Source organism: Vibrio sp. Vb1337, assembly GCF_033338715.1.
Lineage (GTDB): Bacteria > Pseudomonadota > Gammaproteobacteria > Enterobacterales > Vibrionaceae > Vibrio > Vibrio alginolyticus.
The window spans coordinates 237,735-264,564 of the sequence record NZ_JAWOTD010000004.1; the positions used below are offsets into that span (position 1 = coordinate 237,735).

Below are 26,830 nucleotides of genomic sequence, written 5' to 3' on the forward strand. Positions count from 1 at the left end.
AAAAGGCCGCCAGTTTGGCGGCTTTTTTGATGCTCTTAAGCTTTGGTTAGCCTATCTTTCAAGTCGGCTGGTGCAATGTAGGTATTCTCGTTGCCATCCTTTGATTTGAACAGCAATTTCAGCTCCACCAGCTTCTCAAGATACTTGCGCGCAGAGGTATGAGACACGTCAAAATCAGACTGGATTTCCTTAACAGAAAAGACACGTCCGGCTGTTTCTAATCCCTTGGCCAGAATTACAATGTGCGGCAGTTTCAACACGCTCTTAAGCTTGGACTCGCCTAGCAGCTCGCGCACCTCTCTCGTATCTTCAATCTTAGATTTGATGTACTCGTTAAAGCGCTCAATCGCATTGATGATGACCGTTAGCTGGTAGTCCACAAAGTGCGTTAAGTCATTGTCGTCCGTTTCGGTGTAAACGTAGCTTCTAACGTACTTGGTTGGCGCGCTCTTAAGTGGCGCAGAGATCGAGACGTACTTAAAGTTCTCATAACCATGCTTAAGGATAAACCAGTAGAAAAGCGCCCTAGCCGTTCTCCCGTTGCCGTCCATGAATGGGTGAATGTAGCCAATCATGAAGTGCAGAATACAAGCCTTAACGATTGGGTTAATAAAATTGGTGCTGGTGGTATGGTCGGTGTTGGCGAAGTCACATAGTTGCTCGATGAGCTTCAAAACGTGCTCATGTTCTGGCGCTTCATGAATAATATCGCCAGTGGCCACGTCTCTAACCATGACTGCATCCGTTCTGTATTGGCCAGCAACGTGCTCATTCTCTAACACTCCATCGGTGGCGATGCCATTAAACCCGCTAATCAATTCTGGTGTGAGCTCTACATCCTTAAGTTCATCGGCCATCATGATCAAACGCCAGTTATTGATAATCATCCGTTCGGAGTCATCTTTAGGCTCACGTTCTGTTTCAAGCATTTCCTTGGCCACCTTGCGCGTTGTGGCCGCTCCCTCCAATTGAGCACTGCTAATGGCTTCTTCCATAATCACGCTTTTCACTAGGTGTGCCTTTTTGTCTTGAGCAGATAGCGGCAAATCTTCTAGTTTAAGCTGTTTATCGATGCGGAATAGCTTAGCGTCGAGACTGGCGGCACTAAGCTGGAACGGATTGCCATTTTCATCAACAAGCGAAATGTCGTTAAGGCCACGTCTAATTTTTAGGGCATGCCAAGCGTAGCTCTTTTGGTCGCCTTTAAACTCTTTTGAACGGTACTGGAAGTCATTCCAGTGCAAGTAATTTCCGCTACTATCAAACCCGTATTTAATTGGGTCTAGCTTGTCGATTAGCTCTACTACTTTAATAAAATCAGTAGGTTTTGCTGGTGGGAGGCTAACCCCTGCAATCTTTTCGCTCATGCCGTGAAACTTTTTGAAAATGTTTAATGAGTCCAGTATTACACACAGACAGCGGGAGTCAATCGCTTATCTATCTGGTAGTTGTAAGGGGTGTAATGCTTTGCTGAATAGTTTCAATGGCACGGCGACTTTGCCAAACATCAACAGCGTGTTGGATGTTCAACCAAAAATCGGGCGTAGTCCCTAGCGCAATGGCCAGCTTGGCCGCAATGAGTGGTGTGATGGTAATGTCTCCGTTTATTAAGCCGTCTACAGCGCTTTTATCGATACCAAGCGCATTAGCAAGCTTGCTTTCACTGATCGATAACGGGTCGAGAAATTCTGTTTTTAAGATGGTGCCAACGCCTACAGGTTCGTGCTTTGTTCTTCGCATTTTGGTTGCTCCCTTTGTTGCTATCCCAAGCTATCAAGATTTTATACCAGTGACCAATCACAAAGTTTGAATCGCGCGTCTTATTGGTTTGAGTTAAGATTCACCAAGCCTATCCCCTATCTCAAAATGCGCCGCCACTACCGGAGCGGCCATGACACCGATTGAACTACTCGAAGACGTGAAAGCGAGATTCCCTATCTTGCTCCACGACGACGAAAAGGCGCTGTTAAGCCTACTGCGTAAAGCGCTGGCCAAGTACCAAGAGATTGCCGGATTTACCACTAAAATCCGCATCCAACAAAGCGACTTAGCCGATAGCAATCAGTTTGAATTACCGTCCGACTTTGCTGCAAGGCTGGTGGTCAAAGATGACCGTGGCCGTTATGTGCGTAGCGAGGTTTGGGGCAACGTTCTTGAACTGAAATTAACAGGCGCAGAAACATTCCCACTGACATTGATGTACATGCAAAACGTACTCAATGAGCCGTTTGATTCGTTCCAGCTTCCAACGCCGTGCATTAGCTTGCTTGGCGATTATCTGGAAGTACTGATCACTATCCCGAACGCAGAGCGTCAACGCCGTATTGCCATCGCTGGCAAGTTGGATGTGACCGATATTGCTGCCGAACCTGATCTAGCCGCACGTAAAGCTGAGATTGAAAACTCAATGCGCGCGAACCGTGCCATTGTTCCACCAGTATCGTTGCTCTAAGCGAGGTGGCCATGAATCCATACATGCAGCTCGCCAAACGCGCGACCAATAACTTTATGAATAAACCGTGGCTGCAAGGCTGGCAATGGGCGGTAGAAGTCGACTCGCCGGACGCGCCAACGGACTTTGATATTTACGTAAAGGATATTGATTTTGGTGCTGGCTCTATCGATGCGGATTCATTCCAAGTCGGTTCGGGCTCTATTGCGCTGCCTACATACAGCAGTGTTGGCGAAATCACGCTAACGGTTCGTGATGACCAAAACCTGACTGTTTCTAAATGGTTTGAAAGCCGAATCAAGAAAGTCAGAAACCAAGACGGCACACTCAACATCCCCAAAGAGTACGTGTTCAAAATCAACATATTCGGGCTCAATGAGGACGGCAAAAAGTCACTCTATAAGAGCTATCAAGTCTTTCCTACCAAGATTGGCAACGTGATGTTTTCACGCGAAAACGGCAACCAGATCCAGTCATTCCCGCTCATTCTCCAAAAATTTATGTCTGTAGGTAACAAGGTACTGTAATGCACATTCCATCATTTCCACTACCAAGTAACATTTCAGAAGTGATTGAGTTTCGAGTCCCAACCGTGGAAGACGCTCTATTGTTCTGCGACCTCAACGAGTACCAAGAGGAAGCCAATACAACTCGCTATCTGAACCACATGCAAGACACCAGTAAGCGCCCTATGAGTGATAGCGGCCTATGGACTGGTGAAGATCGCCGCGCAGCATTGTGGTGGATTTTTATGTCCACCAGCGAGCTAGGCACTATTCCCTTTAGCTATGAGTGCGAGCACTGCAAAGAAACTCACTATCTCGATCTCAATATGGGCGAGCTAATGGAATCGGCCAAAGCGCTCAATGGATTGCCAAAACAAGAGATCACCTTAAGCGTGAAAGGCAAGTCATACCTAGCGAACGTGAAACCACTAACCGGTTACGAAGCGGAGCAACTTGAGAACATTCGCAATGAGCGCGACCAGTACGAACCGGACAGCGCTGAATGGAAGCAGCAAGCGAATCACATGGCGCTCACTGAGCTGGCCTACTGCCTAACGTTCGAAGATCAACCCAAAGACCAAGACGATGCCCTAGTGTGGAAAATCGACCTATTGAAATCGATGTACCTCAACACGGAATTTCGTGTGGCCTTTGCCAAGGTTGAAAAGTGCCTACGCAATGCGCGTCACGGATTGCTCACCAAGTACGACGAGGGGCGTTACTACCTAGTCGCCACCATTCCGCAGTGCCAGAAAGTTATCGAGCAAGGAGGTGAAGCAACTCGAACGTTGCTCTTACCCTTTCGGCATAACGACTTCATTACAACGTTTTGATTACGTTGGTTGGAACGTACTGATTGAGAACTTAACGATCTACGGTGGCCAGCCTATCGATGCGGTATTCAAAACACCTCAAACGATGGCCATAAGCCTAGATAAAGCGCTCCAAGACAAGGTGAAAAATGGACAGAAACCAACAAGAGGTTGATCTTTCACTGGTTGTTGATGCAGTGAAGCGAGCCAGTGACAAAGAGCTGACCGTGCTATCTGAGATTAGTCACAAACTCGATGGCAAGACTCTACCAACGAGCCAACAAAAGGCCGTCCTTGCAGTGGATACAAAGGGCATCGAAAAGGCGGTAACTAAGGGCGTTTCCAATGCCTCTCTTAACGTCTCTACCATTCCGAGTGTTAATCCACAAAAAGAATTAAAACAACAATCAAGCGGCACACCTAAACCAAGTGCAACCAAGACCAAGCGTACAGGTGAAATTGAGTTGTCATTTGCGCCTAGTCAGTCAGCAGAAACACAAGCCAAGCCGGACGCCAAAGCGATCGAGCAAAGCAGCTCTGTAAGTGGCGTAAAGTCGATTGCTGACACGCTGAAAAGCGAGGACGCGCGCGAGCCAGTAAAACAAGCGCCTGTTGTCGTGAATGTAGAAGCGCCAGAATCCAATTCTGAACGTTTGGATACCTCAATCCTTGATGATGTGCCAGAGAAGTTAGAAAAGGCAGTCTCTGACGCACTGGCAGAGTTTGAGGGCTATTGGGAAGACGCTAACGGCAAGCTTCGACGCTCCGATGGTCGCTATGCGAGTAAGCAAGAGCAATCGGCTTACAAGAACGCACAGCAAACCGCATTAGAGCGCCAAATTGAAAAGCAAACCGACACGGAAAAGGAAAGCCAGAACGTTTTTGCCAAGATGGCCACCAGCCTTAAGCAACTGGCCATCAATAACGTGAAAGAGTTCCTACAGGAAGAAAACGACGCGACCGATGCGGCTGGCGCTGCGACTGGTGGTTCGTTCTTCTACTCCGCTAAAGAGCTTTATCACTTGGGGCAAGACGCTAAAGAAGCATTGGATGATGTGACTGAAAAAGCCACCTCAACCAAAGACAAGCTAAAAGAATCGAAACTAGGCCGACTCTTTACCCGAGGCAAGCAAGCGCCAGAGGCAAATAGTCAGGCCGTCACAGCCATAGAGACAGTTAGCCATGAACAATTATCAGCGACAAAAGATTCGTTCGAGACAAGCCATTCAACGCAAATTACGTCTAGTGATCGACCTAACCGTGATGGTGCTAGGGGTAACGTGCCTGTCAATCTTGTTGGGAGTGATTCTAGCCGGATAAGCACAGCTAGTGAGATCGAAAGCACCAAAGAACAGAGCTACCGAGCAAACATGCTTGAAGTGCTCCATGAATCGAGTGCTGATCGTGAACGCCAATTCGATGATGTACTAGATAAGCTCGACGATCTGATTTCGGCAACCAATGCAGTGGCGAACGATGGCCAAGGTGGCCTATTAGACCTAGCTGGCGATATGTTTGAACGCCGCCGTGGTCGTAAAGCTGACGGTAAGCGTGGCCGAGTTAAATCGGTTATGTCAGGCATTGGCAGCAAAGCCTCGAACGTGGCCAACAAGGGCGTATCGATGGCGGGTGCCGCCTTTAAAGGTATGTCTAAAATCGGCTCTGTTGCTGGCAAGGCGATCCCTTTCCTTGCTCCGGCATTAATGGCCTACGATGCGTTTAGCGGATTCACTGACCAAGACAAACAAAAAGAGACGTTCAATCTCAAAGATGGCCAAGAAGCGACAACTGGCCAGAAAAGCTCAATGGCATTGGCAAACGCGCTCGATTTGGGTGGCCTAGTCAGTGGCGGTGCTGGTTTGCTTGGTTCGGCGCTTGGGGCGTTCGGTTTTGATGGTGCTAAGGAAGCATTAACCTTTGATTCTGGTGATATGGCCAAGGGCATTTACAAGCTGTTTGGCGGCGAGATCGAGGGAGAAACAACGGCTAAGAGTTCTAAATTCGAAAGCGAGACCAATCACTCTAAGAGTGAAAGAGCTCAATCAGAGACAGAAGAACACCTTAAAAGCGCCGAAGCCTACCACACTGCTAAAGCGTCCAATGACAGCCAAACCATGCGCGAACTTGATGCGAAAAACTCAATTCAAGTGACCTCTCAAGAGGTATCGCAAAAGGCCAGCGAGCAAGGGATTAGCTACAAAGAAGCTTACTTAGCTGTAGAAAGAGAAAAACGTATTAGCCAGGACAAACGTGTGCAAGTGGCTAACGAAACAGGCATGGATATGTCCGGCATGGTCGAGCATCCCGAGCTTGGCCAAGTTTACTCGCCAGATAAGAAAGCTGAACAAGTGGCCGCCGTCGATGCGGAGATCAAACGCCGTAAAGAGGCTGAGGCCGTAGCCGCACTAACCAAGGCTGCAAACAACACGCAAACCAACAGCGTGACCACAGCCAGCCATGAATCATCCATCAATACCGAGCTAAGTAACCAGAAAACGGACACTCAATCCGTGGTGAAAGTGGACACCGAAAACACCTCGAATAAGACGGTTGCGACTCAATCATCCATTCAACGCAATGAGCGAGTTAGCGAGCTGCAAGCACAGGCAGCAATGAAAGACCTCAAAGAGAGCGGCAAGCCTCAAACCGTGGAACTTAGCAAACATTCACTGGATGCCATTGGGCGCGCGGTTAGCGGCAGTGATAACAACAAACCGACCACTATCTTTGCAGCGCCTAGCGGCAGCTCAAGCAAAGACAAGCCAGCGTCAGCCACTAAGGCTAGCGGCTCTATTCCTCTCAACTTTGATGACCGTTCGTTACAGCGTCAAAGCGCTGATATGGAGTAATAGATGAGCCAAGAAATTGATTACTTACTACGGGTCGATATTGACGGTGTAAAAGTAGCCGATGAGAAACACGCGATCGTTGCGCGCGTCTCTGAATGGCTCGATACACCTCAAGGCCAAGTTTGGGGCGCTCCAAAATGGGGCAACAGATTAGGGGCATACAAGCATGAACCAATAAACGAAACCACAGCAGCAGCTATCGAAAACTCAATCCTATTAACCCTCCCAATTGACGTGAAAGACGCGGTGGTTCAAGGCATTGCCGTAGAGCCAAGCGTGAACGGTATCGATGCCTACAAATTGACGATCGTTGTGAACGGTCAAACGTTGGAGAGAGGTATTACGTTTTGAGCAAGTTAGAAGAAGTCAAAAAGACCTTTAACGAGGCGATTGCTGGTTCAAGCTGGTGGTCGCGTCATATTGGTTCGCAGTTCGTTGACTACCTTTGCTTATTTGTGGCCAAGATTGTTGAACGCATGGCAGCAATCAGTAGCCGTGCATTGCAAGAATCCTACCTAACGCTAGCCACTAAACGCACCTCCATTTTGGCGGGTGCTGAAACTGAGGGCTATGTAGGGCGAAAAGCAGCGCCATCGAAAGGCCGTGCGCTAGTGACCAATACTGGAACAAAGCGCGTTACCTTGCCGAAATACAGCCAATGCGTGGCTGACAATCAATTGCGCTATACGCTAATGGAAGCCATTGATCTTATGCCGCAAGAAAACGCCGCAGTAGAGGTTCAACAGTTCGAAGTGTCCAAGATGACCTACACGGTCGATGAAGGAAAAAACTGGTTGGCCGTGGCGTTCCCTCAAGAGCTGACTAAGCGTATTCATAACATCATCGTGCGCGTGAACGGAGAAGAATGGACGCACGTCTTTAAGTTTCGTAATACGGACGGCAAATCCAAAGCCTACATGGAGTATTACAAGCCAACCGACCAGCTAGGCGTTCGTTTTGGTAACAACAATAACGGTCGCGCGCCAGCGACAGGTGATGTAATTGAGTTTGAGCTATGGCTGACTAATGGTGTGACTACCCTACTCGATGCGCAGCCTTTAGAGCTTATCGATATGGGGATTCAAAGCGCCTATAAAGACCAACTCTCAATCAAAACGTCCACCAGCATCATCGGCGGTGCAGAACCAGAAGACATTGAATCAATCCGAAACAACGCCCTTTACTCGCCAATCTATGACGAGCAGATAGCGTGGGACTCGGATTACATGACCTTTGTTAAGCGCAATATTTCTGGTGTTACTTGGTTGTCGATTTGGGGTGAAGCGGAGCAGGAAAAACTCACAGGAACGCCGGACGTTCGCAACATCAATACGATCTTTATTTGTGCTTACTCTGCCGATAAAACCGACGAGACTTTGAATCAGGAAATCCAAGTTCTATTCGCTGGCCGAGAGGGCTATAACGAGCGCTATAAGCTGGTGGAGCGTAAGGACGTGCCATTTACCGTGACGGTCAAAGGTAAGCTTTACCCAAGTTCAAATCCAGAATGGGCGACAAAGGTACTGGCCGATGCGTTAGATGAGAAATTTGGCAAACAGACAAGTCGCAATGAGCGCATTACCAAAAACCAAATTTGGGATGTCATCCAAGAGCTCAACGTGACTTTGGGTATTAAAGAGTTTGAGGTTGAAGTCGTTGGGATTCTTGACCGCATCCCGATTGATACTTACCACTATTTAGATGTGAATGCGTCAACCATTCAACTGAACTTCGATTACTCATAGAAGTTTTCGCACGGAGCAAGAAAGACACGGATGTTTTCGCATGCGAGAACTTTAAAATACAACATACCATATAGTTTTCGCATGCGAAAACTTTTACACCAATAAGGCGAAAAACATGGCATTTGGAGACTTCAGAAAATGGCTATCTGGCCAGCTAACCAAGGCGCGTCAAAAGGAAACCGCTTGGGTAGATTTAGCAAGCGTGATCGCAGAGTCAATTGAAACTCACGTAGAGTCATACATTGAAAAGCTTAAAGCGCGTTCTTCACTGTACGAAATGGACAAAGAATCGCTGCTAGAAGACATTAAAGAGCTGCGAAAAATCTTCCCACTAGGCGAAGTGGCCGATGAGGACTTGCCACACGTTGTGATGCAGCGTAAGGACGAAATTCACTTTAAAAAGACCATTTATCCACTTATCTCAACGCTCGCGCGTGAATTTAAAGGGTTACGTGTTAAGTGGGAACGAATCTACGCGCCAGTAGACCAAGAGCGATTTCCATACGGCACGTTCTTAGTTCCCGAGTCAGAGTTGGAGCTGCAAAACGGACTAAACCCGAGCGACTTTTTCCTGACCAGTCGCGGTGCTATTCGCATCCCTTTGAACGACATTGCAGGTGAGGACGGCATTACCGAGGAAGCCATTCGAGCATTCGAAGCGAAGATTAAGCGAGTGGTGCATCCTCTTATCCCATTACGAATTGTTTTAGATGGCCAATTGTATTCTATTGAATTTGAAGTCATGGATATGGTGGAAATACCTAACTATTCTGACCATGTTACGGTTGGAAAACAGACCACGACCGATATAGAATCAACACCGAGCTATAAACAGGATTTCGTTCAGACTGGAACGACGACACAGGAAGAACGCCCTGTTAGCCCTATGTATGGTACACCTAGAATGGATGCGATCCCCTTAGATGCGATCTCCATTGATAGACGGTACTATTAACCCTATTCCTATTCCCCGTCCCATTAAAGCGCCACGACTTATACGAGGTCGTAAAGGTGCTTACACAAAAAGTAGTCCTATCGCAGTGTGAACTGCTTAACCGTTATTACGACGAACGCGCCTTGTCGTCGTTGCCTACCAATGGTACTGAGCCTTATTTCCAATTTGGCGATCTTGAATGGGGTTTTGACCTTATCCAAGAAATTGAGGGCAAGCCTAGCTGCATGCCTATCCCACTGGATAAGACAACCGTTGAAAACGTGTTTTACCGTTCTAAGGCGAACTACGCCTATGTGAACGGCAATATCGTCATCACGGCAAACTTGCCAGCGGGTACGCTAGCAGAAGATGAACAATACCAGTTCTCTTGCGTCGGCGTGAAAGATGCGAGCGGCGGTCTGATTCTAGTGGCTGTCACTCAACCAGTTTGGATCTACTCTGACCGTGGTCTGTCGATAGAAATCGTGATTAACACGGCTCGCACGGATAGCGCTCAATTGGCGCAGGTAGGTGCCTAATGAGTCGCCCAAACTTCGAAGAAACGATCATCATCCCGCCACTGCTAACGGACTGGCAAGCGCTACCGCTTATCACCGATACGCAGTACCTAGAACCACTGGCCAGTAACAGCCTAAACCGTAAGTTTTACGGCATCGTTCGCGCTGGTATTTTCCGTGGTTTTGAATGTGCTCCGGCTGGTGGAATGAAACTGCGTGTGAGTAGTGGTGAACAATTTGGCGTGGCGTTAGTTGAGCGCGACGACTATGTGTTAACCGTTCGACAACAACACGATGTTGATGTGGAGATTCCGGCTGGTGCCACTTCTTATGTGGTGCTCGAAGCGTTCTATAAGTTTGGCGTAAAGACAAAACAAGTCGATTTAGCGTCAGACATTGAAGCGTCCGAAATTAAGGTGCTTCCGCAGGAAGCGGTTGAAGATCATCATTTGATATTGTGTCGCGCTACCGTGCCAGATGGCGTTACCCAACTCAAAAGTGAACACCTTAACTTTGATGATCGTGAACAAGGCGGTTATGACCTACAAGGTCACGTTTCACATCCCGATCCACATAAGCAATATGCGATGCGCGCCGAAGCCAATGCGCACTACGCAGACCGTGAAAACCCGCACCATGTAACCAAAGCGCAAGTTGGCCTTAGCTTGGTAAACAACTGGGACGCAACCAGTCAGATAAACGTAGATAACGATCAGCTTTATGCCACTGCGAGAGCCATCAAGTTGGTTCACGACAAAGCTGCTACTGCATACAACAAGTCGGTTGAACATTGGCCGTACATTGCGTCTGGTGGCGAAACAAAAATCGCATTGCCTTACGAAGTGCCGGAAGTAGATTCATTGTCTATCCAAGGTATCGTGCAGACCAAAGACAGTGCTTGGCAATTCTTGAAAGACACTAATGAGGTTGAAGTAGCCGAACCACTTGAAACGGGTGATGAAGTGGTGATTACTCTAGGTGTCCCATCACTAAGCTCAAGCTCTATCATTGCCGAGCTTCAAGAGCATATCGATAACCTTGAAGCCATCATAAACAGCGGTATCGCTGGCGCGCCTATGGAAGTATTCCATAGCCACTTCGCTAGTACGTCGAATACTTTCACTGTTCCACCAGTCTTTGAAGAACGCGCGATTAAGCTGGTGTTCCTACAGGGTGTGCAGCAATCAAGAGATATTGCTTACACCATCTCACCGGACGGTGATGTTATCCAGTTTGTTGACGAAATTGCAGCAGGAACGGAGATCACCTTGGTCGGCTAATCAGTTTTCAAATTCCCCTAGCCCTATTCCCCATAAATGCCCTTTTTACTAACAACGAAATTGGATTTTTTATGGCTACACAAAACAAATTAACTCGCATCAACCGTCTTGTTTCTGATCTTTCAGCGCAAGACGTTGGTGCATTACCAGCGGGCGCTCGCGCAACAGACTCATCAAAACTAGAGGGGAAAACCAAGGCACAAGTTGTCAGTGAAGCGCGCTCCAATCTTGTCCCAACTTCTCGCACTATCAATAACAAACCACTAACGGGCGATGTGACTCTGACTCACTCAGATGTGGGCGCAGCGCCAGCAAGCCACACGCACGACTACATCCCTAACAACAAGAAAGGCGTTGCAGAGGGTGTGGCTACACTAGATAGCACTGGTAAGATCCCACAAGGCCAATTGCCAGCTATCGCTATCAAAGAAACGTTCCCTGTTAAGTCAGAAGCGGAAATGCTTGCTCTTACAGCGCAAGAGGGTGATATGGCAATCCGTTCGGATCTGCGTAAATCATTCGTTCTTATGCGCCAACCAGCGAGCACACTAGCGAACTGGCAAGAACTATTAACACCGACTGACGCCGTTTCGTCGGTTAATGGTCAGCGCGGTAACGTAGTGCTTGAAGCGACTGACGTTGGCGCGGAACCAGCGTTTGAGAAAAAAACAGCATTCAACAAAAACTTCGGCACTAGCGCTAACACAGTGATGCAGGGTAACGACTCTCGCGTTGTGAATGCAGTGCCAAAGACTCGCACTATCAACGGTCACGCGCTAAGCGCAAACGTCGAGCTAACCGCAGAAGACGTGGGCGCACTAGACGCTGGCGCAACTGCCGTTAACGCAGCGAAGCTTGAGAACACCACTAAATCGCAAATCATTTCACAAGCGCGTAGCGGTCTAGCAGCTAGCGGCGCGTCATACACCAAAGCGGAATCTGACGGTAAGTATGCCACCAAGGATAGTCTAGGCGCCTCAATCAAAGACGCGATCCGAACGGTGGATATTACTGTCGAATCTGCATCAACTACGGTGGCTCTGCCAGCGGGTACAGTCTCAGCAATCCTTGTTCTAAGCGTTTGCGGCGTAATGCAGAACGCAGGTGTATGGAGTCTATCTGGTAACACAATCACGTTCGGTGAACAGCTACAAGCTGGCGACATCGTGACGGTTATCGGCTTCAAGTAAACATGACCTTTCCTTTCCTACTTCCCCATTAACGATGTGCTCCGGCGCTTTGTCGGAGTTGCTGGTCATTGAATTGAGAAAGGCATATTTCTGAATGGCATTAAAAAAATTGACTCAAGTTGGCGGTAGTCCAGCTCGAAAATTGCGTGAAGAAATCACAACAAAAGTGGATGAACACGCTAGCAATAAAACGAACCCGCACGGAGTCACAAAGGCACAAGTAGGCTTAGGTAACGTACCAAACTATCCGGCCACCAGCTCGGTAACAGATGCGTCCAACAGCAAACTTGCGACCGCTGGTGCTGTTAAACAGGCATACGACAAAGGCATCGAGGGTTTAAATCGCGGTAACGCAGCTTATGACCGCGCAGAACAAGCAGAGACGAACGCAAATACCCACACTGACAACCGCATTAGTGCTTTGATTGGTGGTGCGCCAGCAGAAGCGCTCGATACAATCAAAGAGCTTGGTGACGCGCTCATGGATCAAGAAGATGCGGTAGCGGCCATTACAACCAACATTGCTCAACACAAATCAGACTACTCGAACCCACACAAGGTTACGAAAGCTCAAGTTGGTCTATCAAACGTGCCGAACTACGCATTCACAGCAGCGGTTAATGATGCTAGCGATGTGAAATTTGCGGCGGCAGGTGCCGTTAAGAAAGCGTATGACCTTGCAGCCTCAAAGATGACGCAAGCGCAAGCCGATGGCCGCTACCTAAAACTGTCAGGCGGTACATTGACTGGTGGCCTACTCATTGATGAGGGCAGTTCCAATGTTTCTCAATTGCACATAGGTCATGCAGGTAAGCGCTTTCATGTTGAAACGAAAACCGATGGCACCTTTGAGGTTGTAGAAAGTGACGTTTCCAGTCGATTAAAGATCCGCAAAGGTGGTGAATCAACACTATACGGCTCCCTAAACGCTACAGAGTCGGTATCTTCGAATCGTAGTGTTGAAGTGCAAGGCACTCGCGCTGGTAATAACGTTCCATCGAGCGAGCAAGTTAAGCTGGACGGGTACGGGTTGATTGGTAATCGTCGGGCGGTTTACTTAACGAACGGCTCTAATTCGTCGGATGCTTACGTTCAAATCGCGGTGGGTGGTGCTCATAATGGAGGGGACGCCAAGTTAGACCTGACTCGATCAAAGCTTAGTTCCAGTGTCCCTATCGAAGTACAAGGGAATAAAGTCGTTACAGAGGCGTTTAACCGTACAGAGGTTGTGCGCACCTCTTTAGGTAGTGACAACTCTTGGTGTTTGGTTGCCAATGTAACGATGCCTCAATCAAGCTCTACTGCGGTTATTGAGTTCTTTGGTGGTGCTGGCTTTAACACTGACTTGCACTATCAGTCGTCACGACATCAAATGATTCTGAGAGCCAGTAACGGAAACCCTAAAGGTCTAAATGGTCAGGTTATTACAGACCATCCTAGCGGCTTACCATTTAGTGAGTTTGGTTGGGTAAATACTAGCGGTGACAATTACGCCATCTATGTAAAAACACGTAGTGCCTACAGTACGAACATTCTTATTCGATACATGTGTAGTCACACCATAACGCCATACGTTAGCAATAAGGGGGCAAGCCAGCCAGCGGGTATTGTCAAAGGGCGAATGGTCACTAGCTATACGTCTTACAATAAAGACTTAGGGGCAATTAACTCTGTTGATGGAAAGGGTTTAGAGCTTGATTACTCTACAAAGAAAACTTGGATTGGTTCTCGTAATTCATCTTGGTGCCACATGGAGACAGAGGCCACCAGCGGCTTTTACTCTTACTCCTCGTTCACCTTTGCTAAAGGGATTGATGTAATGCTCAATCAGAGCATTTCATTAGGTGGGCGAGCTGCATTTCGTAATACAGACGGCAACTGGCTTCGCATCAATGATTTAGGAAAGTTTACTTCTGGTATCTTTTTCGGTAGCTCACTGGTTCGTACTGATGGTGAGTTTACGGCGGGTTCTTGGACTGGTTCGAATGATGCCGTTCGTATGGATAATAGTTTTATGGATTCATCATGGGCGACGAATGGCCGTGCGGGATTCAGTATTAACTGTAAAGATAGTTCAAGTGCGCATTGGGCGTTAGCCTCTTACTATGATGGCACCAATATCCGTTCTGGTATTCAGATCCTATCTAACTCAGAGGGTCGGATGCGCTTCTACACTAACCGCCGCAGTAATTATGTAGACATTAAGGACGGCAATGTATATGCAGGTTCGCCTCAGAGCTCGGCTGGTAACTCTCTCGCACGTAAAGACTACGTTGATAGTAAACTAGCGGGTGTTTCATCACGCGCTGGAGAGGTTGCCTTGGGCTGTAATGCGGGGCTAAGAGAGGGCAACCTTACGATAGATGGCATTACATGGGAGTTCAAGAATTGGATAGGATGCTTCCTCGATCCGTTTGATTTGATTAACTACAACGCTCCGGTTGCTGGTTTTGATGTTCGTGTTGAGGGGTATTACGAAATTGAATGGACTGCGATACGACGCCGCAATGCTTCAAACTCATCGACTGTGTACTCTGCAATCGCCAAAAGCAATAAAATTATAGCGGAGGCTCAAAGTGATTCCAACGACTTCGATGCCGTGCCAACGACTTGTCGATGGGTAGGAAAATTATACTACGGTGAGCTTATTCAATTCTTAGACAGAGGTGCATCCACGCCTATTCGGGGTTCGCATTTCTCGATCCGCTACATCAAACCATAACCATCAACCAAAGGGACACGATGCTGTCCCTTTTTTTGCAAAAGTTTTCGCATGCGAGAACTTTAAAACATGGCATCCCCTAAAGTTTTCGCTTGCGAAAACATGGGCGCATATTGATGCGAAAACCAATATTTATATAATCTTCCTCGTCAAATATCGATTCGACTCGACTATCCTCATTGGAAGTTTTGTATGCGTTGCCGCGCAACAAAACGCTTGGATTAGCCTCTCACCAGCCTTTTGGGTGAGAGGCTTCTTTTTTATATAGGCTCTTGAAATCTAACTTTTTTCCGCAAAACAGCCCTATTTAATACCCATTCAAAAGTAAGTAACGCCCGTCTATTGAGCAAAAGCCACCTTTCCGAATACACTCGCTAGGTAATATACTAAAGGGGGATTTAATGCCAGTGTCAGTTGTTGGTGAGAGCTTTGCGATTAGCGTACTGGCTCTATCTGTCCTCAGTGGTGTTGGGTCATATCTCCAAGGCATACGCGAGCAACGTCTAGCTGGTGGATTCCTTGATTTTTTAACCGAGCTAACGCTGGCGTTGGTGGTCGGTTTGATAGTCGCTTACTTGTGTGAAAGCGAGGGTGTGGAGGCTGGTTATACCAGCGCGCTTGTCCTCATTGCGTCGAACAACGGAGCAGACTCGATCAACTTTATCCGCAAGCTGGCTAGCCAAATGTTAGCGAGATTTTTTAATACCGGAGGGCAAGGCAAATGATGGAATTTGCAGTAATTGGCCTAGCCATTGCTGACCGATTTTTGCTTAAACGAAACGCAGTAAAAATACTGCATGCAAACCAGATGGACGATCCCGATGTGATTCGATTCGTTCTTGGTTATCAATCTCAGCGAGCCATAACGAGTGGGACTTTAACCTATTCGTTGCGCAGTAAAAAACGACCAAAAGCCGTCATTACTCGCACACGTAAGCTCGACTTTTCACACGCCGGACATAACAGCGAATACCTGACGTTCGATCGCAAGTTACTCGAACTCGAAGCGGGGGAAAAGCTGCATGGCGAGTGGATTCTGGACGTTAAGATTGAGCGCTCCTGTTCCCTAATCAATCCGCTGTACAAAATCTTTCCTACCTGTACGACATATTCAGAGGAATTTGAAATTGCGTAACAACAGTAAGTTTGCACTAGACCAGTCACATAACTATGTGGTGGTCGATTTTGACAACGTGACCGAACGCGGCCTTAAGAGTCTGATCACTGCGTTAAAACAAGCTGGTGCGACTGTTACAGACGTAGAAGCCTCGAACAAGAGAACGAGACGAGACGGCGAGACAGTTAAACGCGCCAAGTTATTCTTTGATAATGGTCAGTCAATGACGCTGTTTATTGGTGATGAGGGTGATATTTTCCAAATGACACTCAACAGCACTAAACAGCCTATCCCTAGCGTGAAGAACGAGCGCGAGCTTGCGCGTGAAATGGTTCGCCTAATGAAGCGCAACCAAAGCAAGTTTGACAAGCAAGTTGCACGTAAAGCGGCTAAAGCCGTTAAAGACACCTCAGACATTCAACCAGCTACACGTTCTATTGCTAAGCGACTTGAAGAAGCCAAAGCGGCTGAACAAGTCGCTCAGTCCAATTACACCAATGCCCTAGCCGCTCGGGATAGCGTTCGCACTAAGTTGGAAGAAGAACAACGCCGCATAGCAGATCTCGAAACTGCATTAGAGCAAGAGAAGCAAGAAACCAAAGAACTTGAAGCACAATTAGAGGCGGCAAAGTCATGATGTTTACCAGTCAAAATCAAATCAAGATTGTGGATCGCATCGACCATCTGGCCAAGAAACTCACGCCGGAGCAGATTGAAGCGGTGCTGCAAGGTAAAAACGCCGATCAAATCCTAGAAGCATTGTCACTTGAGGATTTGGAGAACACCTACTTGTATCAGTGCAAACCTGTGCCACAAATGATGCTAGAGGCGTTCAAATCGAAAGCCTCAAGGCTTGAATTTCGTGCTCAGCAATTTGGTAAGCACTTGGAGCGTAAAACCCCTACTTTATCGGTAGAAGCCGTTGAAGTAGGCAAACCGCGCAAGTCTGGTGCGGTTGCTGTCCAAATGGTGAAAATCCCGTTTTCAGATGGCCAGAGCATTTCTATTGCGTTCCATGCGCCGGATAACGATCCGCTAAAAATCAATCCAGATGACACGTTAATCGCGTTCCGCTTTCTAATGAACTCGCGCGATATTACTCACGTAGTCGCACCAAAGGGCAACATGGATTTATCCCTTAAGGAAGTGACCAACAAGCTAGCGCAGTTGCTTGAAAACAACAGCGAGAAATTTGTCGCTGCTAAGGCCAAGAAAGACGCTGACAAGAAAGCATTGGAAGAAGCGCAACAAAAGGCACAAGAACTTGATGAACAAGCTGCGCAACTAGGCGAAGAAGCTACCGACTTGGAACAAAAGCTCGATGAGCTGGCCAAGAAAGAGAAGCGCTTGGAAACTCAGATTGCTACGCAGAACGAAATCCAAGAAGAACTACGCAAACAGCTTGCTGCTATCAAGCCAGCAGCAAATACAGCAACGACAAATGTAAACGCTGGTGGTAGTTCGTCTCAAGTGATCGAGCAATGGGACGCTTCATGGACTAAGCAAGAGAAACGCGACTTCATCATTAACCGTGCTTTCAATGGCGATCTTGATGCCTTTGTTAAGCAGCTAAGCCAAGAGTTTAAAGACTCATTAGAGTTTGCAGGTGCAGCAAATCAAAACGTTCCTAGCACTTATTCAGAGTCGTATATCAATGATGTGATTTATGACCTCGATAAAGGTGCTATGACGGTATCAGAGCTTGCCGAGGCTAAAGAATACATCCGTGATTCAATTGAAAACGATTTTCCTCAGTTGTCAGACGAAGAACGGGAACGAAAAGCAAATATCGAGCGCAAAGAATGGCTATTGGCTCTTATTGGTCGCAAGACCATTGCTAAGGGCTGGAAGATGGATAAAGGCGAAGATAGCGAGCCGTTTGTCTACTTCGAATCCCCTGACGCGAACGACGATGATAGCTTTGGCCAGTACATGGTCCACGCGCGCGATAACCAAACCTTGGCTGTCACTTACGGCGAGGGTTCACCGCTTGCTGGTGGCGACGATCTACAAGGTTGGGAAGCTGCTAAATCACTTATTCTGGCTGACTACGATCGCGAATCTAAGTTGCTTCAAGATACCGATGACAGCAACGAAGAACCACAACCAATTGAGAGCGACGAGCCAAACGCGAACGACAAAGACGAAACCACGGATAACCTATTCTGGTATGGCCTACGTCTACGCCCTTATGGCTTGGGTACGACGCCGCCACAACATCAAGTGGTTAAGTACCTCGATCCAGAATCGGCTAAAGAGCAATTCGCTGACGCTGGTAATGGCATTCGCCACGGTGCGATCGCTTATGACCAAAAACTGCCACCAGAATTAGTAAGTAGCTTTGACCTAGAGCCGCTATTTGGCATGGTTGAGGGCGACCTAGAAGAAGCGGAGCGCATCGCAACCGAAGCGCTAGACCAATGGGTTGAGGACAAAGGCGTTGATGAAATTCCTCAGTCTACGCTCGATACCCTAAAACAAGTGGGCTTCAAAGCAGCGTTCGCTAAGCAGCTACGCCAGCAACCAGAAATGAAGAACCGCAAGGAAAATCCAAACGCGTACAAGCTATGGAGCGCATCGATTGACCTTGTGACGCCGGACATGATTCAAGAGATTGCCGAAGACCTAATGCTGGTTCAAAGCGATGCTGAATTACAGCGCCAAGCAGAACACACGCAAGGCCGCATGCGCTTCCAAGAAGCAGCTCTATCCCAACTTAAGGATATGCAGTCAGTAAACCCAAGCGATCGCAAACGTCTTGTTATGCTAGCTGACCTAACGCTAGGTACTGGTAAAACACTAAAACGTGGCGAGAAAGTGGATGACCAAGCTAAGCGTATTTCAGAACAAGCGCACCTAGTGGAATCACTACAAGGTGAAACCCTAGCGTCACTGGAAGCGCAATTTAAGAACCGCAAAGAGATCACTGATTTCCTAACGGCTCATCGCATTCCATTTAACCGCCGTGCGAAACGCGCTGACCTACTGCAAGCTATCTTGAACTACCGTGACGGATTCTTTAGTGCAACGGCGAAAATGTTCGACCTACGCGCGCTACGTGGCGACCTATACGAGAAGTTTGAGAATGGCGAAGCGTTAGCACTGGATGACGTAGAAAAAGCGTTTAGCGCGACTACGGTTTACCATGAGGGAGACGTAGCTTACACCAAGGCAAAAGGTGAAACCGTCATTCCAGCAATGGCAGACCAAGGCGAGGACTACCAAAAAGTTGAGCGCTTCATTAAGGCGATTGATGACGGTATCTACCCTGACCTATCCGAACTAAGTTCAGATGAGCTCTTTGCTCAGCACTATGCAATGGCAAGTGTTACCAACCAAGACATCCTGGCAATTCATGGTTTTAGATACTTGGATAACGATGAGCAGATCGACAATGAACAGATGGCGCGCGCTATCCATAATTCAGTCATGCCATTGTGGTACACAAAAGCTATCGAAGCGGAATACGAAAGCCGTGGCTTCCCTAGCCTTGCTGCATTGCCTGACTTGAACCACAAAGGCCAATTCAAGGCGACACGCGAGAAGCGCTACGCACCAGTAGGCACTATTGGCCAATCTGATTTTAGCGTTATCGATACGTACACAGGCAAGGTGCTAGAAACTGGCCTAGAGGGCGCAGCAGCGCAGCAAAAAGCGACTCAACTAAACGACCAAGCAGTGAAAGAAAGCACTATTGCAATCTTTAACATGCTTAAAGACGGCAAAACGCTTGAGCAAATTGCAGAGACGGAATACAGCGCACCACTTGAGCCTGTCAGTCCGGCCATGTTCACCACAATCAACGGCTTTGAATCATTGTATTCAACGTTGGCCATTAACGGCTCGGGTTCGCTTCACTCGCGCCCAACACTACGCGAAAACGCCGACAAGCTACTGGCTAAGGTGGACGCTGACGGCAAGATTAACGATATTGCGCTAACCGAAGAACAAGAGAACCAAATGGAAAATGCATTTGGCTACAGTTTCTTCTCTGCGAAGTCGAACAAGGGTAAAGAGCTACGCTTTATCGCTAACACCAATTCTCGCAGCTACCTAACGGTTGACGGTGCTAACAAACTGCTTGAGCTATTGGGTGCTAAGAACGCCGTAGAATCTGACACAGCAGATGAAGTGAGCAAGGGTGCATCCGAGGAAGAAAAACAACTTCTCGCACTAGACCCAACTCAATATTCATTTGGCTCAATCTATGAGAGCGAGGGCATTCGAGATACGGGTGAAATCGCTAAGCGAATCCGCGCCTTTATCGCTCAGCTTAAGAAAGCTGGCAAGATCAGTAATGATGTTAAAATCTCAGTACGCAAGCCTCGCTACGGCACACTAGACCTAACGCTGACTGACTTGCCAAGAAACGTCATGCTCTACAATCCAGCTTACCTACAGTTCGAGATTGATAACCCTAACTCGCCAGCGCCACACGGTATGAGCCGTTATACCGAAGCAGTAGATCAGCTGATCGAGTTCGTTAACGCTTATGTAGGCCAATACGACTATAACAACAGCGACACGATGACCGATTACCACGATCGCAATTTCTTTGGTGGCCGCCTAACCGTGGACTTTGATTTTGGTAAAGAGCGCAAAGTGGTAGAGCTCGCGTCTCTAACTGAAATGCACCAGCAAGGCGAACAGGCAGAGGATGACGTATTAGACGTTACCTCATTCCGTGAAAGCCTAGATGAAGAAGAAGCGAAAGCGCTTGAGCAGCTAGAAGCCTTTACCAACCTAGAGCTAAAACTTGGTAAGCAGGAAGTGACTTTCCCAACAGGCCGAGTGAAGTCGATTAATGCGAAAGATGAGGACGGACTCACTTACAGCCTAGACGTTCTATTCGACATTCTAGCGACCGACTTAAGCGAAAAAGCGAAAGCTCAACTTGAGACGATTAAGGACTGGCAATCTGCGGATACCTACAACAACGAAAAAGGCGCATTGGTACAACCAAGTGTTGCGGCAGGTATCCACTCAGTAAATGGCTCAGTGCCAGCGAACGTGTACGCTCCGCTAATCGCCCGTTCATGGTTAAATGAAAGCCACGCTGACATTTATCCGATCGCTAAAGATGGCGAGTACAAGTTCGCGCTATACCAAGGCAACGACTTGATCGGTGAATTTGACGATACAGCGGAAATGGAAGCGCTATTAGTGAAAGCGTTCAATCTAAGTAGTGAGGCGCCTCAATCTGAAACAGAGGGCAATAACGAAGAAATGGAACATGTAGAGAAACTAAAGGAAATCCGAGATTTCACTGGTGAACCTACGCCGGAATTGGTTGATGAGTTCCAAACCGCACTAGAACAGGCTTACGCCCACTTCGAAGCTAACGACCAAATAGCAGAGAACGAAGCGTTGATGGATGCCGCTCTAAGCAACATCACAAGCATGATCCAAGCGCAAATCTAATCACAACCAAGGCCGCCACATCGGCGGCCTAAACCGGAGAGAATCAAGTGTTAAGCTTAAGAGAAAAAATGACGCTCAACCGCGATGCTGCGGGTTTGTTGAAAGAGCTTAAGAGTGGCCAGCTATCGATTGGTGAACGCATCAAAAAGAACCGTGAGCTGGTGGAAATTCTTAATAAACTGACAGGCGCTAACCAAAAGGTTGAGCAGGAACCGGTATCAAGTTCGGATGAGCCAATATCGGTAGAAGAATTTTCCAAGTTAGGCCGCTCCGATAAGATTGAAAAGTTCAATGAAGTGCTACTTCTGCCTAACTGGTACGAATACGAAATGGCGTTTTTCCCTAACTACCAAATGGTTGAAAAGGGGGATAACTACGTTGTTTACAAGGATGGCGAAAACTTCCAGTTTGGCTTCAAAGGGCATATTGCGCGAGGTTTGGACTACTGGAAAAACGATGCGGGCTCAGCCAAGAAAAATGGTGGTTTTGGTAGCTGGTCGCGCGCTGACCGTAGCAAGGCTATCAAGACCATCACTAAGCACATTGAGCAGAATGGGCGCGACAATGGCGAACGTCCAGTTGAACAAAGCGAACTGGTTGCGAGATTCCTTGCAGGGGAGTTTAATACAGCCAAGCCATCGCTGTTTGTTGATGTAATGCGAGACGTTCACTCAGAGGGCTTGGAGCTAGATAGCATCAAGCAAAAAGCGATTGAATGGTTCGAGCACAATCCTGACAAACTGGCCGCTTAAGTTTTCGCATGCGAGAACTTTTTTGCATGGAGCGCGAAAGACACGGATGTTTTCGCATGCGAGAACTTTAAAGAATCTCGTTCGATATAGTTTTCGCATGCGAAAACTTTTCAGAGAACTTGAGAAAAAACGATGAATGTTTTCACTAAAATCCGAGCAGACTATTACTACAAGCAATCTTTAAACCTTGCACTAGCAGCCAGCGAACGTCATAACTACGCCAAGGCGCTTTTCGCATTGCTTAAGAGCCTTTAATCCTTTTCCCTGTCCCAAAAGTTTTCGCATGCGAAAACTCGCCACTCCAACCGGAGCGGTCAAATTGAACCAACTCACATCAATTAGCGCCGAAATCAAAGAGGCGAAAAACATCAATGACCTAGCCGAGATTGTTCAACTGTACGCAACAGACAATCCAAAACCCAAGCTAGGTCGCACCAGCTACGTTGTGACAGCAAAAGGCGACGAAGTGGAAACAGGCTTTAAAGTCGTGGAAGCCAGCGACCTTATTCCATCGAACGACTTAGACGGTCGAATCAATCCGAACTTCCCGCAAGAACTGCAACCGCGCGACCGTACTCGCGTATCCTCAAAATTGCAGATCTCAAAGATGGCCAACGATTTGCGTCCACAACAATTAACCGATTCTGGACTATCTAGCCACGGCGCACCGATTGTCGGTACAGACAATGTGGTGGAGTCGGGGAACGGTCGAACCATCGCTATCATCAAGGCGTATCGAGAGGGTAAGGCTGATAAGTACCGCCAGTTCCTAATCGACAATGCGGAGCGCTTCGACCTATCACCGGAGAAAGTTGAGAGCATGCGCGAGCCAGTGTTGGTTCGAGAACGTGTCACCAAAGTTAACCGTGCTAAGTTTGCCCGAGACTCCAACCTCTCTGACTTGCAACAAATGAGCGCCGCCGAGACGGCTTGGGTTGACGCAGAGCGCATCGATGACCGCATGATTGCTCTATTCCAACCGAGCGAAACAGGCAACCTTTTGGCCAAGTCTAACCAAGGATTTATAAACAGTTTCTTAACTGAAATTGGGGATAACTCAACCGCCGGACTACTTACCGAAGATGGCCGACCAACCAAGCAACTGATTGAGCGCATGCAAAATGCCGTGTTTGCCAAGGCGTACAAAAACGAGAAGTTGGTGAAGCTGGTAGCCGAGGAAGCCGATCCCGAAATTCGCAACATTTTGAGCGCGCTAAACGGCGCAGCAAGCGCGTTTGTTGAGATGCAATACCTTAGCGGAGAGGTGCATAAAAACACGTCTGGAACGCTGGCAGAAGCCGTGGAAATTAACGCCTCACAACCTGACCTCGCTAAGTCAGCACTTGACTCACTGGTGCAAGCAACCGAGCTAGTAAGACAGGCCAAAGATTCCGGTCAGCACATCGATGAGCTATTAGCTCAGTCCGGTTTGTTTGGCGACAACGATCCCGAGGCCGAAGCGCTGGCGAGATTCATTGCTGCGAACAACCGAAGCGCAAAACGCATGACACTGGCATTTAAGGCAATGGCCGAGGCAATCAATAGTGAGCTGCTTCACCAAGGCCAAGCGCTCGGGGATATGTTTGGCGGCGGCGGTGCATCGCTTATTGATATTCTTGGGCGTGTAAATCAAGAGCTAGAAAACGAGGGGGTACAAACAGGCTTTATGTTCGAGTCTAGTGTGCAACTGGACGAACTTGCAAACGCTTCGAGGCATGCTATAAAATAGTTCTTGGCATATATTGCCTATACAACCTTTATAGACACAAAAACGCCAGATTTAATTGTCGAATCTGGCGTTTTTGCATTTGGGAGTAGGGGATGTTTACTATCAGGCATCGTTATCACTACGGGCTAATCGACATAAACGAAGACGGCGTTGCCGATGGCCATTCAGTCGCAGGGAATGAGATCCCCGCTTTAAGGAAAGATGGCGAGTATATCTACAGGCCATTTAAAGGGGCGCTAGATAATATCTATCTACTGCATATCCAAAAGGTAAAGCTGGTGAATATCGTCGCTTATTGCGATGACGAACTAGGGCTATTTGGCTGGCAAGACGTGCCGCTCGATCACTATGTGGTTGGTGTCTACCGTGACGGCGGGTATTACGTCCTAACGAAAAACGGGCAGCTAATTAGCCACCCGCTTTAAAGTTTTCGCATGCGAGAACTTTACACACGATACCCCACTAATTGAGCTTCACCAACTGGCACTTGCTCAAGTTCGCCATCATCAAACAGTACCGTTAGCTTGTCGCTATGCTTACCAGATGCGAACACCAAACCATGACGGTCATTAACCATCACACAAATGCTGGTAGGCTTTTGGTTTGCCGTAGGCTTTTTGCTTACTGGTGTCTTATCGGTCTTTTCTGCTTTCTCTGGTTTGCTAGGTTGAGGTGCAACTTCCACCTTGCTATCTAGCTCGCCAGTGCGCAGTTTTACACAATCTTGGCGTGTTAGCTTCTCGCCGCTTTCCAGCGCTTCACGAACGCGCTCAGAGTTATCGACGGTTGCTTTGCGTAGTTCGTTGATGGACTCTACATCACCAATAATCCCTTTTTGGAATGCTTCCAAAACAAAGTCAGGGGCTTTAAGCACATTTAGGTATTTCGAAATGTAGCCGTCTGATTTGCCAAGGCGCTTAGCCAAGCCACGGTTATCCAGATTGTGCTTTTTCTTTGCTTGGTCAAACGCCTTACCCAACTCGATTGCCGTTAAATCTTCACGTTGGATGTTTTCAATAAGCTGGCCAAAAATATCGCCCTTTTCACGGACAATACATTCAACGTGAGTCAGCTTGTCGCTCAACATAGCGGCGCGCCAACGTCGTTCACCCTCTTGGATTTTGTATCCCTTGCCATCGAACGGGTAAACAACGACAGGTTGAATTTGGCCGTTTTCTTCTAGGCTTTCGCATAACTCAAGTAGTGATTCATCGTTAAATTCTTCACGAACTTGCTCAACTGAATACAAAGAGTCTTTAGGGATAGCCAGCACTTTCGCTGCATCGCGGATTTCTACCGCTGATTCATCCAAGAGATTATCTAGGTCGCTAAGCTTGATTCGATCTCTTAAGCTTTTGGTCATGCTGTCACCTCTACCATGCGCTTGCAAAGCTCATCACAAACCGCTGTAAAGCCGAATTTATCAGCCGCTTTAGGGTTGGTTTCAATCAGTGCTTTGCCTTGGTTTAGAGCTTCACTTACGCGCGTTGTTTTAATCAGTTTGTTTTCAAAAACTAGGTTGCCGTACTCTTTACGAAGTTCCGCTTCCTGTTCGCGCTGGTCGTTTGTAATGTTGGCTTCGATAAGGTTTAGGACAATGCCTAATACTTCCAAGTCAGGGTTCATTCGACGGATTTGGCGCGAGGTCTTAACCAGCTCATTAACGCCTTTGATCGACATTTTTTGTGCTTGGCTAATGATAAGTAGCTTACTGGCCACAAGTAGCGCTGCATGCTGTAGCGCGTTCGCCGCTGGTGGACAGTCGATAAAGATATAGTCGTAGTCGTCTTTGATAAGGTCGATAGACTCAGCCACGTTTAAGATTTGTGATTGAGTAATGTTACCCATGCGCTTATCGCCGCCAATAACGTGTACGTTTTCGCTGACTTCGAAAGGTTTAGCCTTTACTGGATTTTCAAAAAGGTTGTAAGCGTTGTGTAGGCAGCTCGCAGATGTGTACTCTGGATTCTCGACCATTTCCGGTGCGATTGAGCCGCCTAAGTTGTTTTGTGGGTCAAAGTCCAGGAATAGACATTTGTTGCCTTGGCTAGCGATGCTAATGCCAAAGTTGTAAGTACAAGTTGTTTTACCAACGCCGCCTTTTTGGTTGGCAATCGCCATGATAATGCTCATTAATTAATTTCCTTTGCTGGTGGAATTTGTTTGCTGTTTTGGTTTGCTCAGTGCTACCTCAAGATCCTCGATATAGCACTGAACTACGTAATCAGTTGTACCGCCGCCGTGCATTGCTTTGTAAATAGCAGTGTGGCAAGGGCTTACCCCCTTAACGCCATCAATGAGCTGCTTGGCTTTTCTGGTACTTCCTGCCTTTTGGACTAATTGATTTAATCTTTCGCATCGTTCCTTGGATGCCATATCAATGCCTCTCGATTGTTGTCACTGGCAACAGGCACACACTATACGTTGCCAGTAGCAACAGCACAAGAAAAAAAAGTAACAAACAGAACCGATTGCACAAGTTTTCGCATGCGAGAACATTAGATAAATTGTGAGATTGATTCCATGTGTTTTCGCATGCGAAAACTTTTTGACAATTCTATTACTTAACTAGGTTACAAAGAGCAGCGTCAACAGGCATAAGAAGGGAAAAGCACCTAGTTGCATAATTCATTGTTTTTAATAAAAAATATTGAAAAACCTGTTGAATATGAAAATTATTTCATATACATTAAATTACAGATAGGCGGCAACAAAACTATTAGGGGTAGGATTGATTGCATCAAAGCTTATCTGTTCAACGTGCAATCCCCGCCATTTGTTCAGTGGCGGGGTTTATTTTTTC

The 26,830-nt window shown here is 47.5% G+C and carries 23 protein-coding genes; 18 read left to right on the forward strand and 5 right to left on the reverse strand.

Annotated features, from left to right (window positions below; translation table 11 throughout):
* Positions 1-35: 35 nt before the first annotated feature.
* Positions 36-1,367 carry a Fic family protein gene (locus R7E42_RS06675; protein WP_318072499.1) on the reverse strand — a complete coding sequence of 444 codons (1,332 nt, stop codon included), beginning with the start codon at positions 1,365-1,367 and terminating at the stop codon, positions 36-38.
* A gap of 70 nt (positions 1,368-1,437) precedes the next feature.
* Positions 1,438-1,740, reverse strand: coding sequence for a HigA family addiction module antitoxin (locus tag R7E42_RS06680; RefSeq protein WP_318072500.1), 303 nt, complete (start codon positions 1,738-1,740; stop codon positions 1,438-1,440).
* Between the two features lie 151 nt (positions 1,741-1,891).
* Between R7E42_RS06680 and R7E42_RS06685 the strand changes: the two genes are divergently transcribed.
* The 18 genes from R7E42_RS06685 (at position 1,892) to R7E42_RS06770 (ending at position 24,452) form a co-directional block, all read left to right on the forward strand.
* A complete protein-coding gene (locus R7E42_RS06685; protein ID WP_318072501.1) occupies positions 1,892-2,452 on the forward strand; it encodes a hypothetical protein in 561 nt (186 codons plus the stop codon).
* 11 nt (positions 2,453-2,463) lie between these two features.
* Entirely contained in the window at positions 2,464-2,979 is a 516-nt protein-coding gene (locus R7E42_RS06690; protein ID WP_318072502.1) for a hypothetical protein, read from the forward strand.
* Positions 2,979-3,791, forward strand: coding sequence for a hypothetical protein (locus R7E42_RS06695; protein WP_033905439.1), 813 nt, complete (start codon positions 2,979-2,981; stop codon positions 3,789-3,791). The genes R7E42_RS06690 and R7E42_RS06695 overlap by 1 nt, the downstream gene beginning before the upstream one ends.
* Positions 3,792-3,919: 128 nt before the next feature.
* Positions 3,920-6,619 carry a hypothetical protein gene (locus tag R7E42_RS06700; RefSeq protein ID WP_318072503.1) on the forward strand — a complete coding sequence of 900 codons (2,700 nt, stop codon included), beginning with the start codon at positions 3,920-3,922 and terminating at the stop codon, positions 6,617-6,619.
* 3 nt (positions 6,620-6,622) lie between these two features.
* A complete protein-coding gene (locus R7E42_RS06705) occupies positions 6,623-6,970 on the forward strand; it encodes a hypothetical protein (RefSeq protein ID WP_033905435.1) in 348 nt (115 codons plus the stop codon).
* On the forward strand, positions 6,967-8,364 hold the full coding sequence (locus R7E42_RS06710) for a hypothetical protein (RefSeq protein ID WP_318072504.1): 1,398 nt from the start codon (positions 6,967-6,969) through the stop codon (positions 8,362-8,364). The genes R7E42_RS06705 and R7E42_RS06710 overlap by 4 nt, the downstream gene beginning before the upstream one ends.
* Positions 8,365-8,479: 115 nt before the next feature.
* Positions 8,480-9,319 (forward strand): phage tail protein, encoded by an 840-nt coding sequence (locus R7E42_RS06715; RefSeq protein WP_318072505.1) that lies wholly within the window; start codon positions 8,480-8,482, stop codon positions 9,317-9,319.
* A gap of 56 nt (positions 9,320-9,375) precedes the next feature.
* Positions 9,376-9,837, forward strand: coding sequence for a hypothetical protein (locus R7E42_RS06720; RefSeq protein WP_033905433.1), 462 nt, complete (start codon positions 9,376-9,378; stop codon positions 9,835-9,837).
* Complete coding sequence (locus tag R7E42_RS06725; protein ID WP_318072506.1) at positions 9,837-11,096, forward strand: hypothetical protein; 1,260 nt, start codon at positions 9,837-9,839, stop codon at positions 11,094-11,096. Before R7E42_RS06720 ends, R7E42_RS06725 begins: the two co-directional genes overlap by 1 nt.
* A 71-nt stretch (positions 11,097-11,167) precedes the next feature.
* Positions 11,168-12,286 (forward strand): hypothetical protein, encoded by a 1,119-nt coding sequence (locus R7E42_RS06730; protein WP_158159322.1) that lies wholly within the window; start codon positions 11,168-11,170, stop codon positions 12,284-12,286.
* Positions 12,287-12,380: 94 nt separating this feature from the next.
* A complete protein-coding gene (locus R7E42_RS06735; protein ID WP_318072507.1) occupies positions 12,381-15,008 on the forward strand; it encodes a hypothetical protein in 2,628 nt (875 codons plus the stop codon).
* A 401-nt stretch (positions 15,009-15,409) separates the two neighbouring features.
* Positions 15,410-15,733 carry a hypothetical protein gene (locus R7E42_RS06740; RefSeq protein ID WP_017634052.1) on the forward strand — a complete coding sequence of 108 codons (324 nt, stop codon included), beginning with the start codon at positions 15,410-15,412 and terminating at the stop codon, positions 15,731-15,733.
* Positions 15,730-16,143 (forward strand): hypothetical protein, encoded by a 414-nt coding sequence (locus R7E42_RS06745; RefSeq protein ID WP_136976912.1) that lies wholly within the window; start codon positions 15,730-15,732, stop codon positions 16,141-16,143. The genes R7E42_RS06740 and R7E42_RS06745 overlap by 4 nt, the downstream gene beginning before the upstream one ends.
* Positions 16,136-16,762: a hypothetical protein gene (locus R7E42_RS06750; protein WP_033905426.1), complete on the forward strand. Its 627-nt coding sequence runs from the start codon at positions 16,136-16,138 to the stop codon at positions 16,760-16,762. Before R7E42_RS06745 ends, R7E42_RS06750 begins: the two co-directional genes overlap by 8 nt.
* Positions 16,759-21,546 (forward strand): hypothetical protein, encoded by a 4,788-nt coding sequence (locus R7E42_RS06755; protein ID WP_318072508.1) that lies wholly within the window; start codon positions 16,759-16,761, stop codon positions 21,544-21,546. Before R7E42_RS06750 ends, R7E42_RS06755 begins: the two co-directional genes overlap by 4 nt.
* A gap of 68 nt (positions 21,547-21,614) precedes the next feature.
* Positions 21,615-22,298, forward strand: a complete 684-nt coding sequence (locus tag R7E42_RS06760; protein ID WP_318072509.1) for a hypothetical protein — start codon at positions 21,615-21,617, stop codon at positions 22,296-22,298.
* 283 nt (positions 22,299-22,581) lie between these two features.
* Positions 22,582-24,027, forward strand: a complete 1,446-nt coding sequence (locus R7E42_RS06765; protein ID WP_318072510.1) for a hypothetical protein — start codon at positions 22,582-22,584, stop codon at positions 24,025-24,027.
* Positions 24,028-24,119: 92 nt separating this feature from the next.
* A complete protein-coding gene (locus R7E42_RS06770; protein ID WP_017634059.1) occupies positions 24,120-24,452 on the forward strand; it encodes a hypothetical protein in 333 nt (110 codons plus the stop codon).
* Positions 24,453-24,472: 20 nt separating this feature from the next.
* On the opposite strand, the gene R7E42_RS06775 is transcribed toward R7E42_RS06770, so the two are convergent.
* Genes R7E42_RS06775 through R7E42_RS06785 form a run of 3 tightly spaced genes read right to left on the reverse strand, consistent with a single transcriptional unit; the run spans position 24,473 to position 26,403 of the window.
* Positions 24,473-25,390, reverse strand: coding sequence for a ParB/RepB/Spo0J family partition protein (locus R7E42_RS06775; RefSeq protein WP_064369753.1), 918 nt, complete (start codon positions 25,388-25,390; stop codon positions 24,473-24,475).
* A complete protein-coding gene (locus R7E42_RS06780; RefSeq protein WP_054579117.1) occupies positions 25,387-26,160 on the reverse strand; it encodes a ParA family protein in 774 nt (257 codons plus the stop codon). The genes R7E42_RS06775 and R7E42_RS06780 overlap by 4 nt, the downstream gene beginning before the upstream one ends.
* A 3-nt stretch (positions 26,161-26,163) precedes the next feature.
* On the reverse strand, positions 26,164-26,403 hold the full coding sequence (locus R7E42_RS06785; protein ID WP_017634062.1) for a hypothetical protein: 240 nt from the start codon (positions 26,401-26,403) through the stop codon (positions 26,164-26,166).
* Between the last annotated feature and the right edge of the window lie 427 nt (positions 26,404-26,830).

Bases quoted from the DNA above. Each gene is read 5' to 3' on its own strand.
- R7E42_RS06680 (WP_318072500.1), bottom strand. From the start codon at position 1,740: ATGCGAAGAACAAAGCACGAACCTGTAGGCGTTGGCACCATCTTAAAA.
- R7E42_RS06765 (WP_318072510.1), top strand. From the start codon at position 22,582: ATGCGAAAACTCGCCACTCCAACCGGAGCGGTCAAATTGAACCAACTC.
- R7E42_RS06690 (WP_318072502.1), top strand. From the start codon at position 2,464: ATGAATCCATACATGCAGCTCGCCAAACGCGCGACCAATAACTTTATG.
- R7E42_RS06715 (WP_318072505.1), top strand. From the start codon at position 8,480: ATGGCATTTGGAGACTTCAGAAAATGGCTATCTGGCCAGCTAACCAAG.
- R7E42_RS06705 (WP_033905435.1), top strand. From the start codon at position 6,623: ATGAGCCAAGAAATTGATTACTTACTACGGGTCGATATTGACGGTGTA.
- R7E42_RS06770 (WP_017634059.1), top strand. From the start codon at position 24,120: ATGTTTACTATCAGGCATCGTTATCACTACGGGCTAATCGACATAAAC.
- R7E42_RS06675 (WP_318072499.1), bottom strand. From the start codon at position 1,367: ATGAGCGAAAAGATTGCAGGGGTTAGCCTCCCACCAGCAAAACCTACT.
- R7E42_RS06735 (WP_318072507.1), top strand. From the start codon at position 12,381: ATGGCATTAAAAAAATTGACTCAAGTTGGCGGTAGTCCAGCTCGAAAA.
- R7E42_RS06745 (WP_136976912.1), top strand. From the start codon at position 15,730: ATGATGGAATTTGCAGTAATTGGCCTAGCCATTGCTGACCGATTTTTG.
- R7E42_RS06730 (WP_158159322.1), top strand. From the start codon at position 11,168: ATGGCTACACAAAACAAATTAACTCGCATCAACCGTCTTGTTTCTGAT.
- R7E42_RS06760 (WP_318072509.1), top strand. From the start codon at position 21,615: ATGACGCTCAACCGCGATGCTGCGGGTTTGTTGAAAGAGCTTAAGAGT.
- R7E42_RS06775 (WP_064369753.1), bottom strand. From the start codon at position 25,390: ATGACCAAAAGCTTAAGAGATCGAATCAAGCTTAGCGACCTAGATAAT.
- R7E42_RS06695 (WP_033905439.1), top strand. From the start codon at position 2,979: ATGCACATTCCATCATTTCCACTACCAAGTAACATTTCAGAAGTGATT.
- R7E42_RS06725 (WP_318072506.1), top strand. From the start codon at position 9,837: ATGAGTCGCCCAAACTTCGAAGAAACGATCATCATCCCGCCACTGCTA.
- R7E42_RS06755 (WP_318072508.1), top strand. From the start codon at position 16,759: ATGATGTTTACCAGTCAAAATCAAATCAAGATTGTGGATCGCATCGAC.
- R7E42_RS06700 (WP_318072503.1), top strand. From the start codon at position 3,920: ATGGACAGAAACCAACAAGAGGTTGATCTTTCACTGGTTGTTGATGCA.
- R7E42_RS06785 (WP_017634062.1), bottom strand. From the start codon at position 26,403: ATGGCATCCAAGGAACGATGCGAAAGATTAAATCAATTAGTCCAAAAG.
- R7E42_RS06780 (WP_054579117.1), bottom strand. From the start codon at position 26,160: ATGAGCATTATCATGGCGATTGCCAACCAAAAAGGCGGCGTTGGTAAA.
- R7E42_RS06740 (WP_017634052.1), top strand. From the start codon at position 15,410: ATGCCAGTGTCAGTTGTTGGTGAGAGCTTTGCGATTAGCGTACTGGCT.
- R7E42_RS06685 (WP_318072501.1), top strand. From the start codon at position 1,892: ATGACACCGATTGAACTACTCGAAGACGTGAAAGCGAGATTCCCTATC.